The 18,430-nt window shown below is 72.9% G+C and carries 17 protein-coding genes; 7 read left to right on the forward strand and 10 right to left on the reverse strand.

Annotation, left to right across the window (positions count from 1 at the left end; translation table 11 throughout):
* The coding region (locus ABZ646_RS06600; protein WP_360513613.1) for a DUF427 domain-containing protein at positions 1 to 610 on the forward strand (610 nt) is incomplete at its 5' end.
* Positions 611 to 635: 25 nt separating this feature from the next.
* Here the strand turns inward: ABZ646_RS06600 and ABZ646_RS06605 are convergent.
* On the reverse strand, positions 636 to 1,721 hold the full coding sequence (locus ABZ646_RS06605) for a sialidase family protein (RefSeq protein ID WP_360513615.1): 1,086 nt from the start codon (positions 1,719 to 1,721) through the stop codon (positions 636 to 638).
* Between the two features lie 282 nt (positions 1,722 to 2,003).
* Here ABZ646_RS06605 and ABZ646_RS06610 point away from each other — a divergent pair, with 282 nt between their 5' ends.
* Positions 2,004 to 2,603, forward strand: a complete 600-nt coding sequence (locus ABZ646_RS06610) for a hypothetical protein (RefSeq protein ID WP_360513617.1) — start codon at positions 2,004 to 2,006, stop codon at positions 2,601 to 2,603.
* Between the two features lie 26 nt (positions 2,604 to 2,629).
* Here the strand turns inward: ABZ646_RS06610 and ABZ646_RS06615 are convergent, their stop codons facing one another.
* Complete coding sequence (locus tag ABZ646_RS06615) at positions 2,630 to 4,606, reverse strand: HEAT repeat domain-containing protein (RefSeq protein ID WP_360513619.1); 1,977 nt, start codon at positions 4,604 to 4,606, stop codon at positions 2,630 to 2,632.
* 127 nt (positions 4,607 to 4,733) lie between these two features.
* On the reverse strand, positions 4,734 to 6,398 hold the full coding sequence (locus ABZ646_RS06620) for an acyl-CoA dehydrogenase family protein (RefSeq protein ID WP_360513621.1): 1,665 nt from the start codon (positions 6,396 to 6,398) through the stop codon (positions 4,734 to 4,736).
* A gap of 72 nt (positions 6,399 to 6,470) precedes the next feature.
* On the opposite strand from ABZ646_RS06620, the gene ABZ646_RS06625 reads away from it, so the two are divergent.
* From ABZ646_RS06625 to ABZ646_RS06635, 3 genes are all read left to right on the forward strand, one after another.
* Positions 6,471 to 7,226: a PaaX family transcriptional regulator C-terminal domain-containing protein gene (locus ABZ646_RS06625; protein WP_360513623.1), complete on the forward strand. Its 756-nt coding sequence runs from the start codon at positions 6,471 to 6,473 to the stop codon at positions 7,224 to 7,226.
* Between the two features lie 182 nt (positions 7,227 to 7,408).
* Positions 7,409 to 8,290 (forward strand): alpha/beta hydrolase, encoded by an 882-nt coding sequence (locus tag ABZ646_RS06630; RefSeq protein WP_360513625.1) that lies wholly within the window; start codon positions 7,409 to 7,411, stop codon positions 8,288 to 8,290.
* 172 nt (positions 8,291 to 8,462) lie between these two features.
* Positions 8,463 to 8,810: a hypothetical protein gene (locus tag ABZ646_RS06635; protein WP_360513627.1), complete on the forward strand. Its 348-nt coding sequence runs from the start codon at positions 8,463 to 8,465 to the stop codon at positions 8,808 to 8,810.
* A gap of 63 nt (positions 8,811 to 8,873) precedes the next feature.
* Here the strand turns inward: ABZ646_RS06635 and ABZ646_RS06640 are convergent, their stop codons facing one another.
* Entirely contained in the window at positions 8,874 to 9,668 is a 795-nt protein-coding gene (locus tag ABZ646_RS06640; protein WP_360513629.1) for a pectate lyase, read from the reverse strand.
* 397 nt (positions 9,669 to 10,065) lie between these two features.
* On the opposite strand from ABZ646_RS06640, the gene ABZ646_RS06645 reads away from it, so the two are divergent.
* Positions 10,066 to 11,343 carry a PHB depolymerase family esterase gene (locus ABZ646_RS06645; protein ID WP_360513670.1) on the forward strand — a complete coding sequence of 426 codons (1,278 nt, stop codon included), beginning with the start codon at positions 10,066 to 10,068 and terminating at the stop codon, positions 11,341 to 11,343.
* Positions 11,344 to 11,375: 32 nt separating this feature from the next.
* On the forward strand, positions 11,376 to 12,701 hold the full coding sequence (locus ABZ646_RS06650; RefSeq protein WP_360513631.1) for an SGNH/GDSL hydrolase family protein: 1,326 nt from the start codon (positions 11,376 to 11,378) through the stop codon (positions 12,699 to 12,701).
* A gap of 223 nt (positions 12,702 to 12,924) precedes the next feature.
* On the opposite strand, the gene ABZ646_RS06655 is transcribed toward ABZ646_RS06650, so the two are convergent.
* From ABZ646_RS06655 to ABZ646_RS06680, 6 genes are all read right to left on the reverse strand, one after another.
* Positions 12,925 to 14,295 carry an FAD-dependent oxidoreductase gene (locus tag ABZ646_RS06655; RefSeq protein ID WP_360513633.1) on the reverse strand — a complete coding sequence of 457 codons (1,371 nt, stop codon included), beginning with the start codon at positions 14,293 to 14,295 and terminating at the stop codon, positions 12,925 to 12,927.
* Between the two features lie 209 nt (positions 14,296 to 14,504).
* Positions 14,505 to 15,173, reverse strand: coding sequence for a helix-turn-helix domain-containing protein (locus tag ABZ646_RS06660; protein ID WP_360513635.1), 669 nt, complete (start codon positions 15,171 to 15,173; stop codon positions 14,505 to 14,507).
* Positions 15,174 to 15,308: 135 nt separating this feature from the next.
* Complete coding sequence (locus ABZ646_RS06665) at positions 15,309 to 16,031, reverse strand: HAD-IA family hydrolase (RefSeq protein ID WP_360513637.1); 723 nt, start codon at positions 16,029 to 16,031, stop codon at positions 15,309 to 15,311.
* Positions 16,032 to 16,057: 26 nt separating this feature from the next.
* The gene (locus ABZ646_RS06670) at positions 16,058 to 16,723 is read right to left on the reverse strand and encodes a phosphatase PAP2 family protein (RefSeq protein ID WP_360513639.1); all 666 of its coding nucleotides are present in this window, start codon (positions 16,721 to 16,723) and stop codon (positions 16,058 to 16,060) included.
* Positions 16,724 to 16,779: 56 nt separating this feature from the next.
* Positions 16,780 to 17,715 carry a M56 family metallopeptidase gene (locus tag ABZ646_RS06675; protein ID WP_360513641.1) on the reverse strand — a complete coding sequence of 312 codons (936 nt, stop codon included), beginning with the start codon at positions 17,713 to 17,715 and terminating at the stop codon, positions 16,780 to 16,782.
* A gap of 95 nt (positions 17,716 to 17,810) precedes the next feature.
* Complete coding sequence (locus tag ABZ646_RS06680) at positions 17,811 to 18,356, reverse strand: DUF5134 domain-containing protein (RefSeq protein ID WP_360513643.1); 546 nt, start codon at positions 18,354 to 18,356, stop codon at positions 17,811 to 17,813.
* Between the last annotated feature and the right edge of the window lie 74 nt (positions 18,357 to 18,430).

Below are 18,430 nucleotides of genomic sequence, written 5' to 3' on the forward strand. Positions count from 1 at the left end.
GTCGTCCTTCACCCGCCGGGGGTCGCGGAAGCGGACGTCCGCGCGGGCTTTGATGCGGGACCTCGACGGCGAGCTGCTGGAGAACGCCGCCTGGACCTTCCCCGCCGCCGACCTGTCCGACCACATCGCCTTCGAGTGGTCCCGGCGCAGCGGCAAGGGGCTCGACCACTGGTACGAGGAGGAGGAAGAGATCTTCATCCACCCCCGTGACCCGCACAAACGGGTGGACGCCATCGTGAGCAGCCGTCACGTCCAGATCTCGGTCGACGGCACGGTGGTCGCCGACACCCACCGGCCGGTCCTGCTCTTCGAGACCGGTCTGCCCACGCGCTACTACATCCCGCGCGCGGACGTCCGCCTGGACCTGCTGACGGCGACCGACCACCACACCGGCTGCCCCTACAAGGGCACCGCCGAGTACTGGTCGTGGCGCGGCGACGCGGACGTGCCGCCGAACCTCGTCTGGAGCTACCCGGACCCGCTGCCCGCGGTCGGTCCGATCAAGGACCTGCTCGCCTTCTACAACGAGGAGGTGGACATCACCGTCGACGGCGAGCTCCTGCGGCGCCCGGTCACCCACTTCAGCAGCAGGCCCACCCTGACGACATGACAGGCGACATGACCGGCGACGGGTCTCAGCCGACCACCGCGGCCCGTACGCACAGCACGTCCGGGAGATGGGAGGCCAACTGCCGCCAGCTGTCCCCGTCGTCGGCCGACGCGAACACCTCGCCATTGCGATTGCCGAAGTACACCCCGGCCGGGTCCGCGTCGTCCGTGCAGAGCGCGTCGCGCAGTACCGTGCCGTAGTGGTCGCCGGTGGGCAGTCCCGCCGACAGCGGCTCCCAGGTGCTGCCCGCGTCGGCCGTGCGGAAGACCCGGCAGCGGCGCCGGGCGGGCACCCGGTCGGCGTCCGCGTTGATCGGGAAGACGTACGCCGTCCCCGCGCGGTGCGGGTGGGCGGCGGCCGCGAAGCCGAAGGTGGAGGGCAGGCCCGCACCGATGTCCGTCCAGTGCGCGCCGGCGTCGTCGCTCCGGTACACCCCCCAGTGGTTCTGCAGATACAGCCGGTCCGGGCTGCCCGCGTCCTGGGCGATCTTGTGCACGCACTGTCCGAACTCCGGGTCGGGATCGGGCAGGAACACCGCGGAGACACCGGAGTTGGACGGCACCCAGCTCGCCCCGCCGTCGGTGGTGCGGAACACGCCCGCCGTCGAGACGGCGACCGTCACCGCCTTCGGGTCCCGGCGGTCGGTGAGCACCGTGTGCAGTCCCTCACCGCCGCCGCCCGGCACCCACTTGTCACGCGTCGGGTGCTCCCACAGCGGCCGGACCAGGTCGAAGCTCTCCCCGCGGTCCTCGGACCGGTACAGCGCGGCCGGTTCCGTGCCCGCGTACACCACGTCCGGCTCGGCGGCGGCCGGGTGCAGCTGCCACACCCGCTCCAGGGAGGCGTTGGTGTCCTTGGGGAACCGCACGGCGGGCCGGGCCGGTTCGGTCCAGGTGCGGCCCAGGTCGTCGGAGTGGAAGACCGAAGGCCCCCAGTGCGCGCTGTCACCCCCCGCCAGCAGCCGGGTCCGGCCGCCCCGGTTGTCGATGGCGACCGAGTAGATCGCCTGCGCGTTGAAGTAGGGACTCTCGTCGAAGTCCCAGGTGCCACCTCGCCGCCGACCCAGGAACAGACCTTTGCGGGTGCCCACGGCGAGCAGTACCTCGGTCATGCCGATCACCTCCATGACGTCCTTGTCACAGCCAGCCCTCAGATGTCGGCCAGTCTGCACCCCACCACTGACAGTCACTCGCGGGAGCGTGTCGTCGCAGGTCAGAGCCGTCGTGTCGGCCGGTCGAACAGCTCGGCGGAACGCGTTGTGGAAGATGCCTGCGCGAGCGGGGCCAGTCGTGCGACCGTCGACTCGGAGGTTCGCCGTGAGCAGCCGTGAGCAACAAGGCGGCCTCTGCCGTATGGGAGGGCGGTCCGGGCTGTCCGTGCGCGCGTGAGGAGGATGCCCTTGAAGGCGTTCCGTGGTCCGAAGGTCTGGCTGTGGCGCTGGCGGCGCAATCCGCTGAAGCGCCGCGCCGACACGCTGGAGGCCTGGGTGCTGCTCGGCGCCTGGCTGTTCACTCTCCTGGCCGGGGTGCTCGCGGGGCTGGCGGCGGCCCGGTCGGTGGAGGGCGGCCTGGCCCGCGAGCGCGTCGAATGGCACCCGGTCGTGGCCCATGTCGTGGAGCAGGCCCCCGGCAGAACCGGGTCCGAGTCCGAGTCCGGATCCTCCGGCGGTGAACGGGTCTGGGCGAGAGTGGGCTGGACCGTCGACAACGGCTCCGTGCACACCGGCCAGGCCCGCGTCCCGGCGGGCAGCAAGGCCGGCACCCCGGTGACCGTCTGGACGGATCCGCAGGGCCACCTCGTCACCCGGCCCGCCACCGCCTCCGAGGCACACCTGCGCTCCGCGCTGATCGGCAGCCTGGTCGGGCTGAGCGCGGCGGCCGTGCCGTTCGTCGCCGGACTGGTCGCGCGGGGCAGGCTGGAGCGGCGGCGGATGGACCGCTGGGACGCCGAGTGGTCGCGGCTCGGACCGCAGTGGGGCCGGATGACCGGCTGAGGCCCACGCGCCGCCGACGCCCCCTGTCAGGGGCTCAGTGCCTTCCGGCAGTGGGCGAGCAGTTGCTCGTCCTGGGCGATGTCGTGACTTCCGTAGCCGCCCGGCCGTGCCGTGTGCCGCCGCGCGGTGGCGAGTTCGGCCGTCACCAGGTCGTGCAGCGGGGTGCCGGCCGTGCCCATCGCCGCCAGGCACTCGGCGATCGTGCAGCGTGTGTACGGGTTCTCCGACCAGGCGGCCCGGAACACCGGCAGCACCGGTTCCGGATCCCCGCCGATCCGCCACAGGGCCCGTGCCGCCCCCGTTCGCTCCCACACCCGACCGGACGTGGCCAGCGCACGCAGCGCGGGCAGCGCGTCCCGGGCAGCGGGGCCCAACCGGCCCAGCTGCTCGGCAGCGGTCCTGACACCGCGACCGCGGCCGAGCGTCAACTCCCGCAACAACACCGGCAGTACGGCATCCGCTTCGCCTTCCGCCGCCCACAGGGCCCCCGCGGCCTGCGCCGCGTGCCGGGTGCCGAGCAGTCCGCGCAGCACCGGCACCGCCGCCCGCGCGGCGCTCCCCAGCGCGTCCAGCGCCCGCACCGCCTGCCCGACCAGGGCCTCCCGCGCCCCCAGCCCGTCCGGTGCGCCGCGCAGCAGCCGCAGCACCTCGGGCACCGCCGCGGTGTCCGCCAGCGCGGTGACCGCCGCCAGCAGCGGGGCGACCGACTCGGCGGCGTCCGGCGAGTCCAGCGGGACCCGGCCGAGCCGGTGCCGCAGCGCCGGGGCGAGCGGAGCGGCCGCCCGGCCCAGGTGAACCACCTCGAAGCCCAGACCGGCGGGCACCACCGGCCCGGCCAGTAACTGGGCCAGGATCGGCACGGCGCGCGGATCGCCGCTTCTGGCCAGGGCCTTGAGGGGGCCGCCCAGCGAGGGTCTGCCACGCTCCCAGGTACGCACCCAAAGATCGGGCCGTACGGTCACCAGCGTGTGCAGCTCGTCGGCCGCGGGCGCGGCCAGCCCGAAGAGCTCGGCGAGCACCGAGACGGCCGCGTCCCGCAACTGGTCCTCGCCGGAACACAGTTGAGCGCCGATCAGGGAGACGGGAGCCGTGAAGTCCGCCCGCCACTCGCGGAACAGCCCGGCCGACATCCGCACCGCGTTGCACCGGTCCATCGCCCCCGGGCTGCTCAACTGGCCCACGAGCAGGTCGATCCGGTCGGCCACCCGGTCGTCCAGGGCCCGGTGCAGGGTGCGCAGCAGGGACGAGCCCTCCTCGTCCGACGGCCGCAGCCGCCGTATCCGGCCGACGAGCGTGTCCGTCTCCGCCGGGTCCGTACCGGACGACCTGCGCTCGGTCCGCTCCCGTAACAGCCGGACCGCTGTCGGGACCGCGTCGGCGGGCAGCCGCTCCGGCGCGCGGAGCGCCAGCTGCCCCAGTGCGGCGAGCCGTGTCGCCGGGGTGTGGGGCGGTTCGCTCTGCGCGGCCAGCAGGTCCAACGCCCCGGCCGCCCGCGCCGGATGGCGCAGCACGAACTGGCCGAGGGCCTCGGCCAGCGCCCGCAGCACCTGTTCGTCGTTCTCGGACCTGATCCGCCGGCCGAGCAGCTCCAGTACCCGAGCCGGTTCGTCCAGGAACCGGACCAGCGCGTCGGCCGCCGCCCGCCGCACCCAGGGGCACGGATCGTCGGTGAGCGGCACGAACACCTCGGCACGCGCGCGTACGGCGTCCCGGGCCCGGCTGCCGGCGCTCTGCGTGCCGATGCTGACCAGCAGTTCCACTATGGCGCCCCGGTCCCGCACCTCCGCGCGGGCGGCGAGCGTGCACAGGAACGGGACGCAGGCGAGCGTCGAGTCGTACACGTTCCCCTGGTGGTGCACCGAGCCGTACAACCCGTCGAGCGCGGCCTCCCGTTCGGCCGCGTCCGCCGAGGCCAGTCGGCGCAGCAGGCCGGGCACGTCCGCCGCGCTGCCGTGGGCGTGCCGCAGCGAAGTCCAGTCGACCTCGTCGATCCCCGTGAACACGTTGTCCTCCCCAGGCGAGTACCACCTGTTCCGGAGTCTGCACCACGGCACTGACAACAATGCGGAATCGGGCGGCGACTGTGTGCGATCCGTCGGCGGTCACCGGCCATCGGCACACCCGGAGGGGTCAGTTCGCACCAGGCAGCGCCCGTTCCAGGATCGGGTCGAGCCCGGCCCCGGCGGGCAGAGTGCCGAACGCGTGTCCCCAGTCGCCGCCGAGCCGGCTCGCACAGAAGGCGTCGGCGACGGCCACGGGGGCGTACCGGACCAGCAGCGACGCCTGCAGGGCCAGCGCCATCCGCTCGACCAGGCGGCGGGCGCCCAGCTGACCGGTCTCCGCCGATTCGGCCTTCAGCCGGGCGACTGCGGCGTCCAGCCGGGCGTCCGCCCCGCGCGCGTGCGCGAGTTCGCCGAAGAAGGCGTCGGCGGCGCCGGGTTCGCGGGAGAGCGCCCGCAGCACGTCGAGCGCGTTGACGTTCCCGGAGCCCTCCCAGATCGACAGCAGCGGAGCCTCCCGGTAGTGCCGGGGCATGCCGGAGTCCTCGACGTACCCGTTGCCGCCCAGGCACTCCAGGGCCTCCGCCGTGAAGGCCGGGCCGCGCTTGGTGACCCAGTACTTGCCGACGGCGGTTGCGATCCGGCGGAACGCCCGTTCCTGCTCGTCCCCGCGCACGGCCCGGTCCGCGGCCCCCGCGAGACGCAGTGTCAGCGTGGTCGCGGCCTCCGACTCCAGCGCCAGGTCGGCCAGCACGTTGCGCATCAGCGGCTGGTCGACGAGCCGTGCGCCGAACGCGCGGCGGTGCCGCACATGGTGACCGGCCTCGACCAGCGTCTTGCGCATCAGGGTCGCCGAGTTCATCACGCAGTCCAGACGGGTGCAGTTGACCATCTCGATGATGGTCTTCACCCCCCGCCCCTCCGGGCCGACCAGCCAGGCCACGGTCGCGTCGAACTCGGGCTCCGAGGAGGCGTTCGACCGGTTGCCCAGCTTGTCCTTCAGCCGCTGGATGCGGAACGTGTTGCGGCTCCCGTCCGGCAGCACCCGCGGCACCAGGAAGCACGACAGTCCGCCCGGGGCCTGCGCCAGCACCAGGAAGACGTCGCACATCGGGGCCGAGGTGAACCACTTGTGGCCGCGCAGCGTGTAGACGCCGGGCTCGGCGGTGGGGGCGGCCGTCGTGGTGTTCGTCCGTACGTCCGAACCCCCCTGTTTCTCGGTCATGCCCATCCCCGCGAGCAGCCCGGGCTTGTCCGTCGGCACCCGCAGCCCGGGCTCGTAGACCCTGCTGGTCAGCAGCGGTTCGTACACCTTGGCCAGCTCCGGCTGCGCGCGCAGCGCGGGAACGGCGGCGTAGGTCATCGACGTCGGACAACCATGGCCGGATTCGGTGTGTCCCCACACCAGGCCGCCCGCGGTCCGCGCGACGTGGGCGCCGGGCCGGTCGTCCGCCCAGGCCGCCCCCGCCAGCCCCTCGGCCACCGCCACCCGCATCAGGTGGTGCCAGGCGGGGTGGAAGTCGACCTCGTCGATCCGGTGGCCGTACCGGTCGTGGGTGCGCAGCTCCGGCTCGTACCGGTTGGCCAGTTCGCCCCACTCCTGGGCCTTGGCGCTCCCGGCGCGTGCCCCGAGCCGCCGGATCCCCTCCTCGGCCCACCCGGCACCCTCCCGGCGCAGCCCTTCGAGCAGGACCGGGTCGTCGGAGGCGTCGTAGGGAGCGAGCGGCGGCGCCTGGTTGGTCACGTCGTGGGTGGCGGTGGGGTGTGGCTGCGGAAGCGCGGCAGAGGAGTCCATGGCTTCATGTTGCACTCATTCTGCGATCGCAGCAATGATGCAGTATCCATCCCGCCCGTACAGTACGTGACCATGCACATGAACGTGTCCGCCGAGCCCGCCGACGTCGACCCGAGGCCCCTGTCCGCCCGGTCGGTCGTGCTGAGCCTGCTGCTGGGCATGCACCCCCCGGAGCTGCCGGTGAAGGACCTGGTGCGGCTCGTCGAGCCCTTCGGGATCGGCGGCTCGACGCTCAGGGCCGCCCTCAGCCGTATGACGGCCTCCGGCGACCTCCGCCGATCCGGGGACGCCGTCTACCGCCTCAGCGACCGGCTGCTCGCCCGGCAGGGCCGCCAGGACGAGGCGGTACGGCCGCGCACGCGCGCGTGGGGCGGCGACTGGGAGATGCTGGTCATCACGGCCACGGGCCGTGGACCCGCCGAACGGGCCGACCTGCGCACCCGGTTGGCCGCCCTCCGGCTCGCCGAACTGCGCGAGGGGGTCTGGCTGCGCCCGGCGAACCTGGCGAGGGCCCTGCCGCCCGACCTCCTGGAGATCGCCGAGTCGTACACGTCCCGCCCGTCCCGCCCGGCGGCCGAACTGGCAGCCGCCCTCTGGCCGTTGACGACCTGGTCCGCCAAGGCCCGGGCCCTCCTGGTCCGGGCGGCCGAATCCCCCCTCCCGCCGGCCCGCTTGACGGTCTTCGCGGCCGTGGTCCGGCATCTGCTGACGGACCCGGTCCTGCCCCCGGACCTGCTCCCGCCCGACTGGCCGGGCGACCGCCTGCGCACCGCGTACGCGGACTACCGGGCGGAACTGGGAGAGCCGACGCTCCTCCCGCCCGCCTGACGACCGCCACCCGCAGGCGACCCCACCCCCACACTCCGCCGAGTCCCCGGCCGCCGGCGAATCAGAAACCCGGGCCCGACACCCACCCTCCCCGAACACCGACACCGGCCCCCACGCCCATCCGTCGGTCCCCTCCGGCAATCCGGGTGCGTTCTGCCGGTGGAGGCTGGCAGGATCCGGGTATGCCGATCGCCGAAGTGTCGCCTGGAGTGTCCCTCGCCCACGAAGGCTTCGGCGATCCCGGTGACCCCCCTGTACTGCTCGTGATGGGCTTCGGCGCCCAGATGATCGCCTGGCACGAGGACTTCTGCCAGGCGCTGGCGGACCGCGGCCGGTACGTGATCCGCTACGACAACCGGGACAGCGGTCTGTCCACCAAGTTCGACGAACACCCCGTCGACGTCGGCCGGTTCATCGCCACGGTGCGCTCGGGGGACACGGCCGCCGCCCTCGCCATGGTCCCCTACGGTCTGCAGGACATGGCCGACGACGGCCTCGGCCTGCTCACCGCGCTCGGTATCGAACGGGCCCATGTGGTCGGCGTCTCGATGGGCGGCATGATCGCCCAGACCATGGCCATCAGCCGGCCGGAGCGGGTGCTGACGCTGACGTCGATGATGTCCTCGACGGGGGAGAGCGCATACGGCCGGTCCACTCCCGAGGCGCAGGCGGCGCTGCTCAGCCCGAAACCGTCGGACCGCGAAGGGTACATCGCGGCGGCGGACCGCGAACTGGCGTGGGCTTCGAAGCGCTACGGCGATCCCGTGGTCCTCCGGGAGCTGGCCGCGGCCAGTTACGACCGCGCGTACCACCCCGCCGGGATCGGACGCCAGCTCGGCGCGATGGTGCTGAGCGGCTCACGGGCGGACGCGCTCAGGCAGTTGAGGGTGCCGACCCTGGTGATCCACGGCCTGGACGACACGCTGATCGACGTCAGCGGCGGCCGGCGCACCGCTGACCTGGTGCCCGGAGCGGAGCTCCTGCTGGTCCCCGACATGGGGCACGACCGCCCGCGCCAGCTCTGGCCCGAGATCATCGACGCCCTGGTGACGCACACCGGCTGAGCACACGTCCTGGCCGCCCGCATCGCGCGCGGCTCTGATCCGCGAGATGCCACGGGACATGACGGACGATACGGTGGAAGCAGGTTGCAGCCCGAGTTCCCCGTGACGTCCGGCTCCCCGGCCCGTGGTACGGCTCCCCGGCCGCATCCGTCGCACCGAAGCAGGTTGAATCATGAACCGAACTCGTCGTCTCACCGCACTCGCGTTCCTGGTCGCCCCCGCGCTCGCGGCGAGCCCCGCGACGGCCGCCCATGCCTGGGCCGCCGTCCCGCCGGGCGCCGTGTCGCTCGCGGCGTGTCATGTCGAAACGGATTCGGCCGGGAGATACCACCTGTGGGGCGAGGGTTTCCCCGGTGACATGAGGGTGAGTTACTCGGGGTCCTCCCCGCAGTCCTCCGCGGGCACCGTCGCCACGGACAGTGCGGGCAGGTTCGACCTCGGCGGTCTCAGCGGCGGCACGTTCGTCGTGACGACGGCCGACGGGAAGACCCAACTCACCTGCGCCACGGTCCACCACTGACGCGAGGACCCCGACGGGGGCCGTCACCGCCCGCTGAGCGGCGACGGCCGTCCCGCCCGGCTCTCACTTGTAAGTGATGTCCGAACTCGCGTACTTGCAGTAGGTTCCGTCCGGCCCGCTCCCGTTCGTCGGCGGCTCCGCGCCCGTGTTGTTGCCGATGTACTTCTGGCAGGGCACGATCTTCTTGCTGCTGTCCCCGACGATCGTGATGTTCTTCAGCGTCGCGCTGTCACCGTAGTTGGTGTTGATGCCGACCAGCGCGCTGCCCCTGTAGGTCGCCTCGATGGTGTTGAGGTTGATCGTGCGCTTGTACTGCGTCTTGCAGTTGCCGCACGAGCGGACCAGCTTGCCGAAGTTCTGCACCGCGAACTTGGACACGTTGAGGGTGCCGGCGCCGTTGAACTGGAACACCTTGTCGCTGGCCTCCTTCGCGCCACCGCCGGAGACGGTGTACACGTTGGACGACGAGGAGCCCTTGAACGTCGCCGCGTCCTCGCCGACGTCCTCCCACCACACGTTCTGCAGCGTGCAGCTGCCCTCGCAGTGGATCCCGTCCGCGGCGGGTGCGCCGATGATGACGTTCTTCAGGACCGTGCCGGCCGCCAGGTCGAGGATCGGGTCCTGGTCCTCGCTCTGGCCGCCGGTGCCCAGGGCGCCGCTGCCGTACAGACGCAGCATCCCGTAGTCCTTCGTGCCCGACAGCTTGATGGTCGCCGTGACCGCCTGGCTGCCGCTCGCGGTGGGCCAGGTGGCCGCGTTCGCCCGGGCTCCGTCAGTCATGATCATGCCAAACGAGAGTCCCAGGGCGGCCAGTCCGCCCAGCAGTGCGCGCGCACTGGTCCGTGCTCGTGAAGTCATGTCCCGTATGCCTTCTTTCGGGTGGGGGGTCTAGTGGGGCGCCCTTCGGGTCGAGGTTCTCTGTGCTGAACGACGGATTCATCCATGAACACATCGGTCTGACACCCGTGCGGACAGGGTCGCCGCGGATTCCGTCGGTCAGCGTGCTGAACGGAACGTAGGGTGAAAGCGCTTTCTAGTCAACGCCTGGCGCAGTATTCGACCGAGTGCGCCGCGGGCCCCGCAAAGTGACGTGGGAGCGCTTCCATGGTGGGCCGTGTCCATGCCACGATGCCGGGAGTTCCCCGCACGACGCCGCACCGAGCCGCGATCAGAAAGGGACCACGACGTGCCCCCCACACCCGGCGTCACCCCCGACGTTCCATGGTCCAGGCCACGACCGGCTCTTCGCGTCCGGCTGGGGGTGCTGCTGTCGCTGGTGCTCCTCGCGGTGGCCGCCCTCTTCGCGCCCCCGGCCGCCGCCCGCACCGCGGCCGTCCCCGTGGCGGCCGTCCCCGCGGCTGCCCTCACCGAGGTCACCGGCTTCGGCGCGAACCCCAGCGACCTGCAGATGTACGTGTACGTGCCGAACAGCGTCACCGCGCACCCGGCCGTCGTCGTCGCCGTGCACTGGTGCGGCGGCTCGGCCTCCGCCATGTACTCCGGCACCGAGTGGGCCTCGCTCGCCGACCAGTACGGGTTCGTCGTCGTGTACCCGTCGGTGACCCGCGCCGGCAAGTGCTTCGACGTGTCCTCGCCGCAGGCGCTCACCAGGGGCGGGGGCAGTGATCCCGTCGGCATCAGGTCGATGGTCGACTGGGTGTCCGCCACGTACGCGGCGGACACCGCCAGAATCTTCGTCACCGGCATCTCCTCCGGCGCGATGATGACCAACGTCCTGCTCGGCGACTACCCCGACGTGTTCGCGGCGGGCGCCGCCTTCTCCGGTGTCCCGTTCGGCTGCTTCGCCACCACCGACGGCTCCGAGTGGAACAGCGCCTGCTCCGGCGGCACCGTCACCCACACCCCGCAGGAGTGGGGCGACCTCGTCCGTGCCGCCGACCCCGGGTACACCGGCCGACGGCCGCGCGTGCAGCTCTGGCACGGCACCGACGACACCACCCTCGCCTACCCGAACTTCGGCGAGGAGATCAAGCAGTGGACCGACGTCCTCGGAGTCAGCCGGACACCGGCCGCCACCGACAGCCCCGTCGCCGGCTGGACCCGCACCCGCTACGGCGCCGCCGGTGACCAGGCCCCCGTCGAGGCGATCAGCCTCCAGGGCGTCGGTCACAACCTCTACAGCTACGGCATGGCCGCCCGCGCCCTCACCTTCTTCGGCCTCGACAACGGCGGCACCGCACCCCAGCCACCCGCCGGCGCCTGCCGGGTGACCGTCACCACCAGCGCCTGGAACACCGGTCTGACCGCCTCCGTGGTCATCACCAACACCGGGACGTCGACCGTGAACGGCTGGCGGCTCGGCTTCACCCTCCCCGACGGGCAGACCATCACCAACGGCTGGAACGCCACGTACAGCCCCGCCTCGGGAGCGGTGACGGCCACCAACGTGTCGTACGACGCCACGGTCGCGCCCGGTACGAGCGTGCGCATCGGCTACCAGGCGAGCCATGTCGGCAACAGTGCGGCTCCGGCCGCGTACACGCTCAACGGCACCACCTGCACGGTCAGTTGACGGCCTCGTCACCCCTCGTCAGGAAGGCCCCCGTGAAGCCGCAGCCCAGCAGAACGCCGCTCGCCACGCTCCTCAGCGCCTGTGTCCTCGCCCTCGCCCTGGTGGTGACCGTCACCGCCGTCACCGCGCTGGCCCGCGGTCCCCGTCAGGTGACCACGGGCACGGCCCGGGCCGACCACTGGGTGACCACCTGGACCGCGATGCCCCAGCTGACCGAGGTCGGCAATCTGCCGCCCGCGCCCTTCACTGGGGAGACGTCGGTCCTGGCCGACACCACCCTGCGGCAGACCGTCCGGGTGACCACCGGCGGGCACCGGCTGCGGCTGCGCTTCTCCAACGCCTACGGCGACACCCCGCTCCCGCTCACCGCGGTGACCGTGGCGCTCCCCGAGGGCGGACGGGCCGGCGTCAGCGCCGTCGTCCCCGGCAGCGTCCAGCCCGTCACCTTCTCCGGGCGCGCAGCCACCGTGGTACCCGTCGGCGCCCAGGTCGTCTCCGATCCCGTGGACCTGGAAGTGGACCCCGGCACCGAACTCACCGTCACGGCGTACACTGCGCAGGGCCAGCCCGACCACGCGCTCACCTCGCACCCCGGATCGCGCACCACGTCGTACCTCCTCGGCGGCGACCACGTCCGGGACCCGGACCTCACCGGTGCCACGCCGGTCGACCACTGGTACCTGCTGAGCGGCGTCGAAGTGCGGACGCCGGCCGCGACCCGTGCCGTGGCGGTCGTCGGCGACTCCCTCACGGACGGGCGGGGTTCCACCACCAACGGCAACGACCGCTGGCCCGACCAGTTCTACGACCGGCTCCGGTCCCGCCCCGCCACCTCGCACATCGCGGTGATCAACCAGGCGGCGGGTGGCAACCGGGTCCTCAACGACGGACTCGGCCCCAACGTCCTGGCCCGCCTCGACCGTGACGTCCTGTCCAGCACCGGGGTCTCCTGGCTGATCGTCTTCGAGGGCGTCAACGACATCGGCACCGCCGCCGCCACCCCGCAGGCCCAGCGAACCGTCGCCGACGACCTGGTCGCCGCCTACCAGCAGATCGTGGTTCGCGCCCACGCCCAGGGCATCCGGGTCTACGGTGCCACCCTGCTGCCCTTCGGCGGCAACGCGTACGACGACGGAGCGGGCGTGCGGGAGACGGCCCGGCAGCGTGTCAACGCCTGGATCAGGGAACCCGGCCACTTCGACGCGGTGCTCGACTCCGACCGGGTGGTACGCGACCCGGCCGATCCCGGCCGACTGCGCGCCGACCTCCAGGTCGGCGACTGGCTGCACCTCAACCCGACGGGGTACGGCGCGCTGGCCGCGGCGGTACCCTCACGCCTGTTCGCCACGAACTCCTGACCCGGGCACCGCTCCAGGCGCTGCTTGCCCGTCGGCCTGCGCTGCGAGGACGCCGCTGCATGCGGACGAACCCGCAGCCGGAGGACGCTCCCGGCCATTCACGATGAGCTGCGCACCGGCTGGGAAGTGCGCTCGGGTGGACCCCGTCGACGCCATCGTCCTGGGGCAGGTCGCGGAGTTGATCGCGGACGAGGTCATGCCCGCCGGGACGCGATCGACTCCGCTACGGTTCCGTCCGCACCGCTGCCTGCCGTGAGCCCGTCCGCGCCGCCGCCAGCAGGGAGTCCCAGTCCGCCAGCTTGACCACACTCCGTCCCAGCCGGGCGCCGAGTGCCGCCTCGGCCTGCTCGATCGCCTGCCACCCCGTCCACTCGACCGGCTCGATGCCCTCCGAGCGCAGCGCGGCGACCGGATCGAGCGCCACCTCCCGGCGCAGCAGCATGGGTGCGTCCGCCAGCAGGGACGTCACCGTCTCCTTGGCGTCGGGCCGGTTGGTGCCGATGACACCGGTCGGCCCCCGCTTGATCCAGCCCGCCACGTAGTCACCGGACACGCCGAAGCAGCTGTGCAGGACGCGGCCCCCTTCGTGGGGCACGGTGCCGCTCTCCTCGTCGAACGGGAGCCCGTCCAGCGGCACTCCGCGATATCCCACCGAACGCAGCACCAACTGGGCCTCGACGGTCTCGTACCGGCCGGTGCCCCGTACGCCGCCGAGCCCGTCCGGCTCGGTGCGCTCGAAGAGCACCCCGCCCACCCGGCCGCCGTCGTCGAGCACTTCGACCGGGCGCAGGAAGAAGCGCAACCGGATGCGGCGGTCACCGGTCCGGCCGCCGCTCTCGCCCCAGCCGCGCAGCACCTCCACGTTGCGGCGCTGGGCGGCGGGCAGCGCCGACGGATCGGCGCAGTCCGGGTCGAGGGCCAACTCACCCTGCTCCACCGTGACGTCGGTGTCCGGCAAGCCGCCGAGCTCGCGCAGCTCCTTGGTGGTGAACCGGGCCTGCGAGGGGCCCCGCCTGCCCACCACATGGACCTCCCTCATCCGGCTTCGCGCCAGCGCCGTCAGGGCCGCCTGCGGCATGTCCGTCGCGCTCAGCTCCGCCGCGCCCCGGACCAGCATCCGCGCCACGTCGACCGCGACATTGCCGACCCCGATGACCACCGCCGACCGGGCGTCGCGTACGAACCCGGCGTCGACGGCGTCCGGATGAGCGCTGTACCAGGACACGAACTCGGTCGCCGACCAGCTGCCCGGCAGCTCCTCGCCTGGGATCCCGAGTCGCCGGTCGGTGGCCGCCCCGACGCAGTACACCACCGCGTGGTAGAGCTCCCGCAGCCGCTCCACCGGCAGCCCGCCCGGCCCGCCGACCCGCACCCCGCCGAGGAACCGCACCCGCTCGTGCTCCAGAACGGTGCGCAGGTTGCCCTGCAGCGACTTGATCTTCTCGTGGTCCGGGGCGACCCCGTACCGCACCAGCCCGAACGGGCAGGGGAGCCGGTCCAGGACGTCCACACACACCGTGGAGTCGAGCTGGACGAGGTTCTGGGCGGTGTAGCACCCGCTCGGCCCGGAGCCGACGACGGCGACACGCAACACGAGGAGACTCCTTGCCCGAGGGGCTGGTGATTCCAGCATCCCACCGGCCCGGCGACCTCGACAGGGGCCGCAGGGGTGAAGCGAACGCGGGTCGCCGTGCGCGGAGTGTGATGACGTCATCGCTCTGGGTGTCCTTCGCGGGCCGGTCGCGGCGGCGGAGCGGGGGCCCGTGAGGTGCCGTCCTGACGTGGCGTCACGCGGAGTTCGGGCTACGGCTGTCGGCGATCCGTCCGGTCCTCCGTGGCGAAGAACCTGGACAGGTCCTGCTGCCCGGCCACCGGCGCGGAATCCTGGGGGAGGCCCAGTTCCCGGTCGAGACCGTAGCGTGCGAACAGCTCCGCCCGCAGGACCGGTACGGGCATCGGCACGCCCGGGACCAGCGCCGCGTACACGGCTCCCATCAGCAGGGCCCGCAGCATCGGGTAGTCGGTCGTGACGTTCTGCGAGCCGTACCGGGCGACGGTGTCGCCGAGCAGTTCCGACAACCGGCGCTGCTCGGGACACTGCACGAACCCCTCGGCCTGGAGCAGCCCCGCCATGTGCTGGCGCATCAGCACGGGGCGCTCGCGGGCGAGGCCCAGGATCGCGTCAATGGCCCGCGCCAGCCGTTCCCGGCCGTCCTCGGTGTGCGGCTCGTGCTCCAGCGCCTCCTCCAGCGTGCGGTGCATCAGCCGGTGCACGGCGGACTGGACCAGCTGCCGCTTGCCGGGGAAGTAGTACGACACCAGCCCGCGCGCCGACCCCGCCCGGTCGGCGATGTCGCCCAGCGTGGTGGCCTCGAAGCCGTGCTCGTCGACCAGCTCGACCGCGGCCTGCAGCAGCCGCTCCCGGGAACGCCTGCGCAACTCTTCATTGACCGATGCGCTGCGCGGGGACATCCTGGAACTCCTGCGTTGACTGGCTGCCAGCCAACTATAATCGACGCGGCGGGCGCCGCACTGCGCGGCGCCGGGTCAGGGCTGCCGTCCGTCCGGGGCGACACGGGGGAGCGTCTCGGGCGGACGCGCGGCAGGTCAGGCCTGTGTGGGCGTGGCCGGTCGGCGGGCCACGCCCACCAGATCGAGGACCGGCAGCAGCGCGTCCGGCCGCTCGTCCACCGGCAGATGGTCCACGAAGTGCACGCGGCACCCGAGCACCGCCGCCCCGCCGTCGGCGTGCCTGCTGTCCCCGACCATCACCGTCCCGGCGGGCTCGGCCCCGAGAGCCTCCAGGGCGACCGTGAAGAGGCGCGGGTCCGGCTTCTGGATCCCGTGCTCGCAGGACAGCACGTACGCGTCCACGTACGCGTCGAGCCCGTGCGCGCGGAAGACCGGGCGCAGGTCCCAGCCGATGTTGCTGATCACGCCGATGGCGACGCCGTGCGCACGCAGCGTGCGCAGCACCTCCTCGGTGTCCGGGTACGGTGTCCAGGCCGCCGGTGTCATGTGCCGCTCGTAGAGCGCGTCGTGCAGGGCCGCATCCGGCAGCTTCACCCGCCGGGACAGGCCGGTGTAGGCGGCCCGGTGCAGTTGCGCGCTCTCGTCCCGTACCGCCCACATCCCGGCCAGTTCCTCGGGCAGCGCGACCGGGTTCGCCCCGCCGGGCTGTGCCCCGGCCTCCTCCAGCGCCCGGGCGGCGCCCAGCAACTCCTCTTCTGGACAACCGATGTGGGCTGTGGCGAGCACGGCCCGCAGCCAGGATTCGGTGGACTCGATACGGAAGAGGGTTCCGGAGAAGTCGAAGAGCACGGCAGTCATGCGCCGGACTCTACCGACGGCGGCGGCTACGCACGCCCCCGGCCGCCGCGCTCCCACTCGTACGCCAGCACCGCCAGGGCCACCACCAGGGCGCCGAGCAGCCAGCCGCCGAGCACGTCCGAGGGCCAGTGCACACCGAGCCAGACCCGGGCCACACCGACGCCGGTGACCGACACCCAGGCCACCACCAGCGCCGTACGCCACACCGCACGGCCGGTGCCGCAGCGGTGCAGCAGCCACAGCAGCAGACCGCAGACCACCGTCGCGGTCATCGTGTGACCGGAGGGGAACGCGGCGTAGTGCGCCGAGTCGACCGGGTCCGGCCACTGCGGGCGCGGGCGGCCGACGGCGGCCTTGAGGGACTGCTGGGCGACCGTGCCCAGCGCGCAGGTCAGGGCCAGCCACAGCGCGGTCCACCAGGCCGAGTGCCGCCACACCAGCCACACCGCGACGGCCGCGCAGAGCAGGCGCATGGTCAGCGGGTCCCAGACCCAGTCCGCGAGGATGCGCAGCACATGGGTGGTGTCCCGGTCCGCCACGGCCCAGCGGTGGGTGGTGCCGGCGATGCTCTCGTCGACCGCGACCAGCGGCGGCCACTCGCCGGCGACGAGGGCGAGCAGCAGCGCCGAGGACAGGGCCAGAACGGCGGTCGCGAGAAGCGGGGCGGGACGGTCGCCGGGTGCGGGTGGCATGGCGTGATCTTTGCCGAATCATTGCCCGAAGGCCAATTCTCCTGCGGGACGACGCTTTACCCGAGCGCACGCAGGCCCGGTACGAGCGCCACCAGCACGGGGATCACCGGCACCAGGGTGGCCGTCGCGGTCAGCCGCAACCGGTGCCGGGCGGGGAGCCGGTCGGGGGCGGTGAGCAACCGGTGGACGCGTTGCGGGACATGGGCGTGCGGGTGGGGTCCGGGGCCGAACACGCCCCGGTCCTCGTTCAGTTCGACCAGGGCGAGCGCGGTGGTGAGGCGGCCGTGCCGCCGGGAGGCCATGTCGTCGGCGGCCAGTTCGACCAGGCGGTGCATCTCCTCGCGAAACGCGGCGAACACCGGGACCTGCGGGAACCCGTCCGCCAGCGCGGCCGAGCAGTGCAGCAGCCAGTCGTGCCGGGCCTGTGCGTGCCCCTGTTCATGGGCGAGCACCGCGTCCAGCCTGCGACCCTTCAGCCGCCGCAACGCGGCTGTCGTGACGACGAGTCGAGGCGCCGGGCCGGACAGCCACCAGGCGTCGGCGCGCTCGCCCTCGAGGACGACGAGCCGGCCGCCGGCCGGTTCCTCGCCGGGCAACAGCGGTGCCTCCACCAGGAGTTCGGCCCGCCGACGGCGCCGCCGGGCCCTGGCCCGCAGCACTTCGCGCAGCAGCATCGCCCCGCTCCACAGCCCCGCACAGGCGAGGGCCACCGCGGTCGCCGCTGCCCACGGCCCGGTCGTACCGAGCGGATAGGCGTCCGCCACCCCGTGCGGGGCGGTCGCGAACAGGTGCCCTCGCACCACCTGCCAGGCCGCCGCCGCGCTCAGCGTCATCGACAGCGCGCAGCACAGCAGCACGGCCGCCACCACGCACTGCCACACCCACAGGGCGACCACCGGCTCCCGTTCCGTCCAGTCGGCGCGGGCGAGCAGCCGCGGGCCGACGACGCCGGTCAGGGCGCCGAGCAGCAGCAGTGCCACAGGGACCATCATGGCCAGCACCCTATGAGCGGGAAACCGCACAGGGATACCGCCCATTGCGCCAAAGTGACGCAAGCAACGTTTGGGGCGCGAGAGCCGTCACTTCCTCACAGTGTCAGCAGCATCGCCACCATGCCGATCCCCATCGACAAGCGGCACGCGCGCGCCAGTTCGGGCCGGTCGCCCCAGCCGGCCGCCCCGGCTCCGGCGGCCGCCACCGCGCCGGGCACCAGCCGTGCCCCGGCCAGCAGGACGTAACCGGTGAAGTAGAGCAGCAGCACCCCGGTCAGCAGCGGGACTCCGGAGCCGCCGTGGTGGTGGCCGCCGGGGGAGGCCGCCATCACGACCGCCATGTAGACCATCGCCGCGGCCCCCACCAGGTGGTGCAGATGGTGCGGGCTGCTGCGGGCGCTCCACAGCGCGCGCACCGCCGCCGCGCCGAACACCGCCGCGTACAGCGGCCAGGCCCACGCCGGCGGGGTGAAAACGCCCGGGGGCACGGCCATCGCGGCCATGCCGAACCCCATCAGCGCCTCGCCGCCCGCGGCGCGCCGCTGTGCCTCGACGCTGCTGCGCATCCGCAGCAGACAGTAGGCCCCGGTCGCCGCGCACAGCGCGACCAGCAGCCAGCCGGGCGAAGCCGGTCCGTGCACGCGCACCTCCCCGCTCGACGTCGCATCGTTGGATGCGATGCCCCGGCCGGGCAGCGCGCACGCCAGCGCAAGGA

The sequence above is a fragment of the Streptomyces sp. NPDC007162 genome (assembly GCF_040634175.1).
Classification (GTDB): Bacteria; Actinomycetota; Actinomycetes; order Streptomycetales; family Streptomycetaceae; genus Streptomyces.

Excerpts from the sequence above, each read along its gene's own strand:
- ABZ646_RS06605 (WP_360513615.1), bottom strand. The coding sequence starts at position 1,721 with ATGACCGAGGTACTGCTCGCCGTGGGCACCCGCAAAGGTCTGTTCCTG.
- ABZ646_RS06610 (WP_360513617.1), top strand. The coding sequence starts at position 2,004 with ATGCCCTTGAAGGCGTTCCGTGGTCCGAAGGTCTGGCTGTGGCGCTGG.
- ABZ646_RS06620 (WP_360513621.1), bottom strand. The coding sequence starts at position 6,398 with ATGGACTCCTCTGCCGCGCTTCCGCAGCCACACCCCACCGCCACCCAC.
- ABZ646_RS06625 (WP_360513623.1), top strand. The coding sequence starts at position 6,471 with ATGCACATGAACGTGTCCGCCGAGCCCGCCGACGTCGACCCGAGGCCC.
- ABZ646_RS06630 (WP_360513625.1), top strand. The coding sequence starts at position 7,409 with ATGCCGATCGCCGAAGTGTCGCCTGGAGTGTCCCTCGCCCACGAAGGC.
- ABZ646_RS06635 (WP_360513627.1), top strand. The coding sequence starts at position 8,463 with ATGAACCGAACTCGTCGTCTCACCGCACTCGCGTTCCTGGTCGCCCCC.
- ABZ646_RS06640 (WP_360513629.1), bottom strand. The coding sequence starts at position 9,668 with ATGACTTCACGAGCACGGACCAGTGCGCGCGCACTGCTGGGCGGACTG.
- ABZ646_RS06660 (WP_360513635.1), bottom strand. The coding sequence starts at position 15,173 with ATGTCCCCGCGCAGCGCATCGGTCAATGAAGAGTTGCGCAGGCGTTCC.
- ABZ646_RS06665 (WP_360513637.1), bottom strand. The coding sequence starts at position 16,031 with ATGACTGCCGTGCTCTTCGACTTCTCCGGAACCCTCTTCCGTATCGAG.
- ABZ646_RS06670 (WP_360513639.1), bottom strand. The coding sequence starts at position 16,723 with ATGCCACCCGCACCCGGCGACCGTCCCGCCCCGCTTCTCGCGACCGCC.
- ABZ646_RS06675 (WP_360513641.1), bottom strand. The coding sequence starts at position 17,715 with ATGATGGTCCCTGTGGCACTGCTGCTGCTCGGCGCCCTGACCGGCGTC.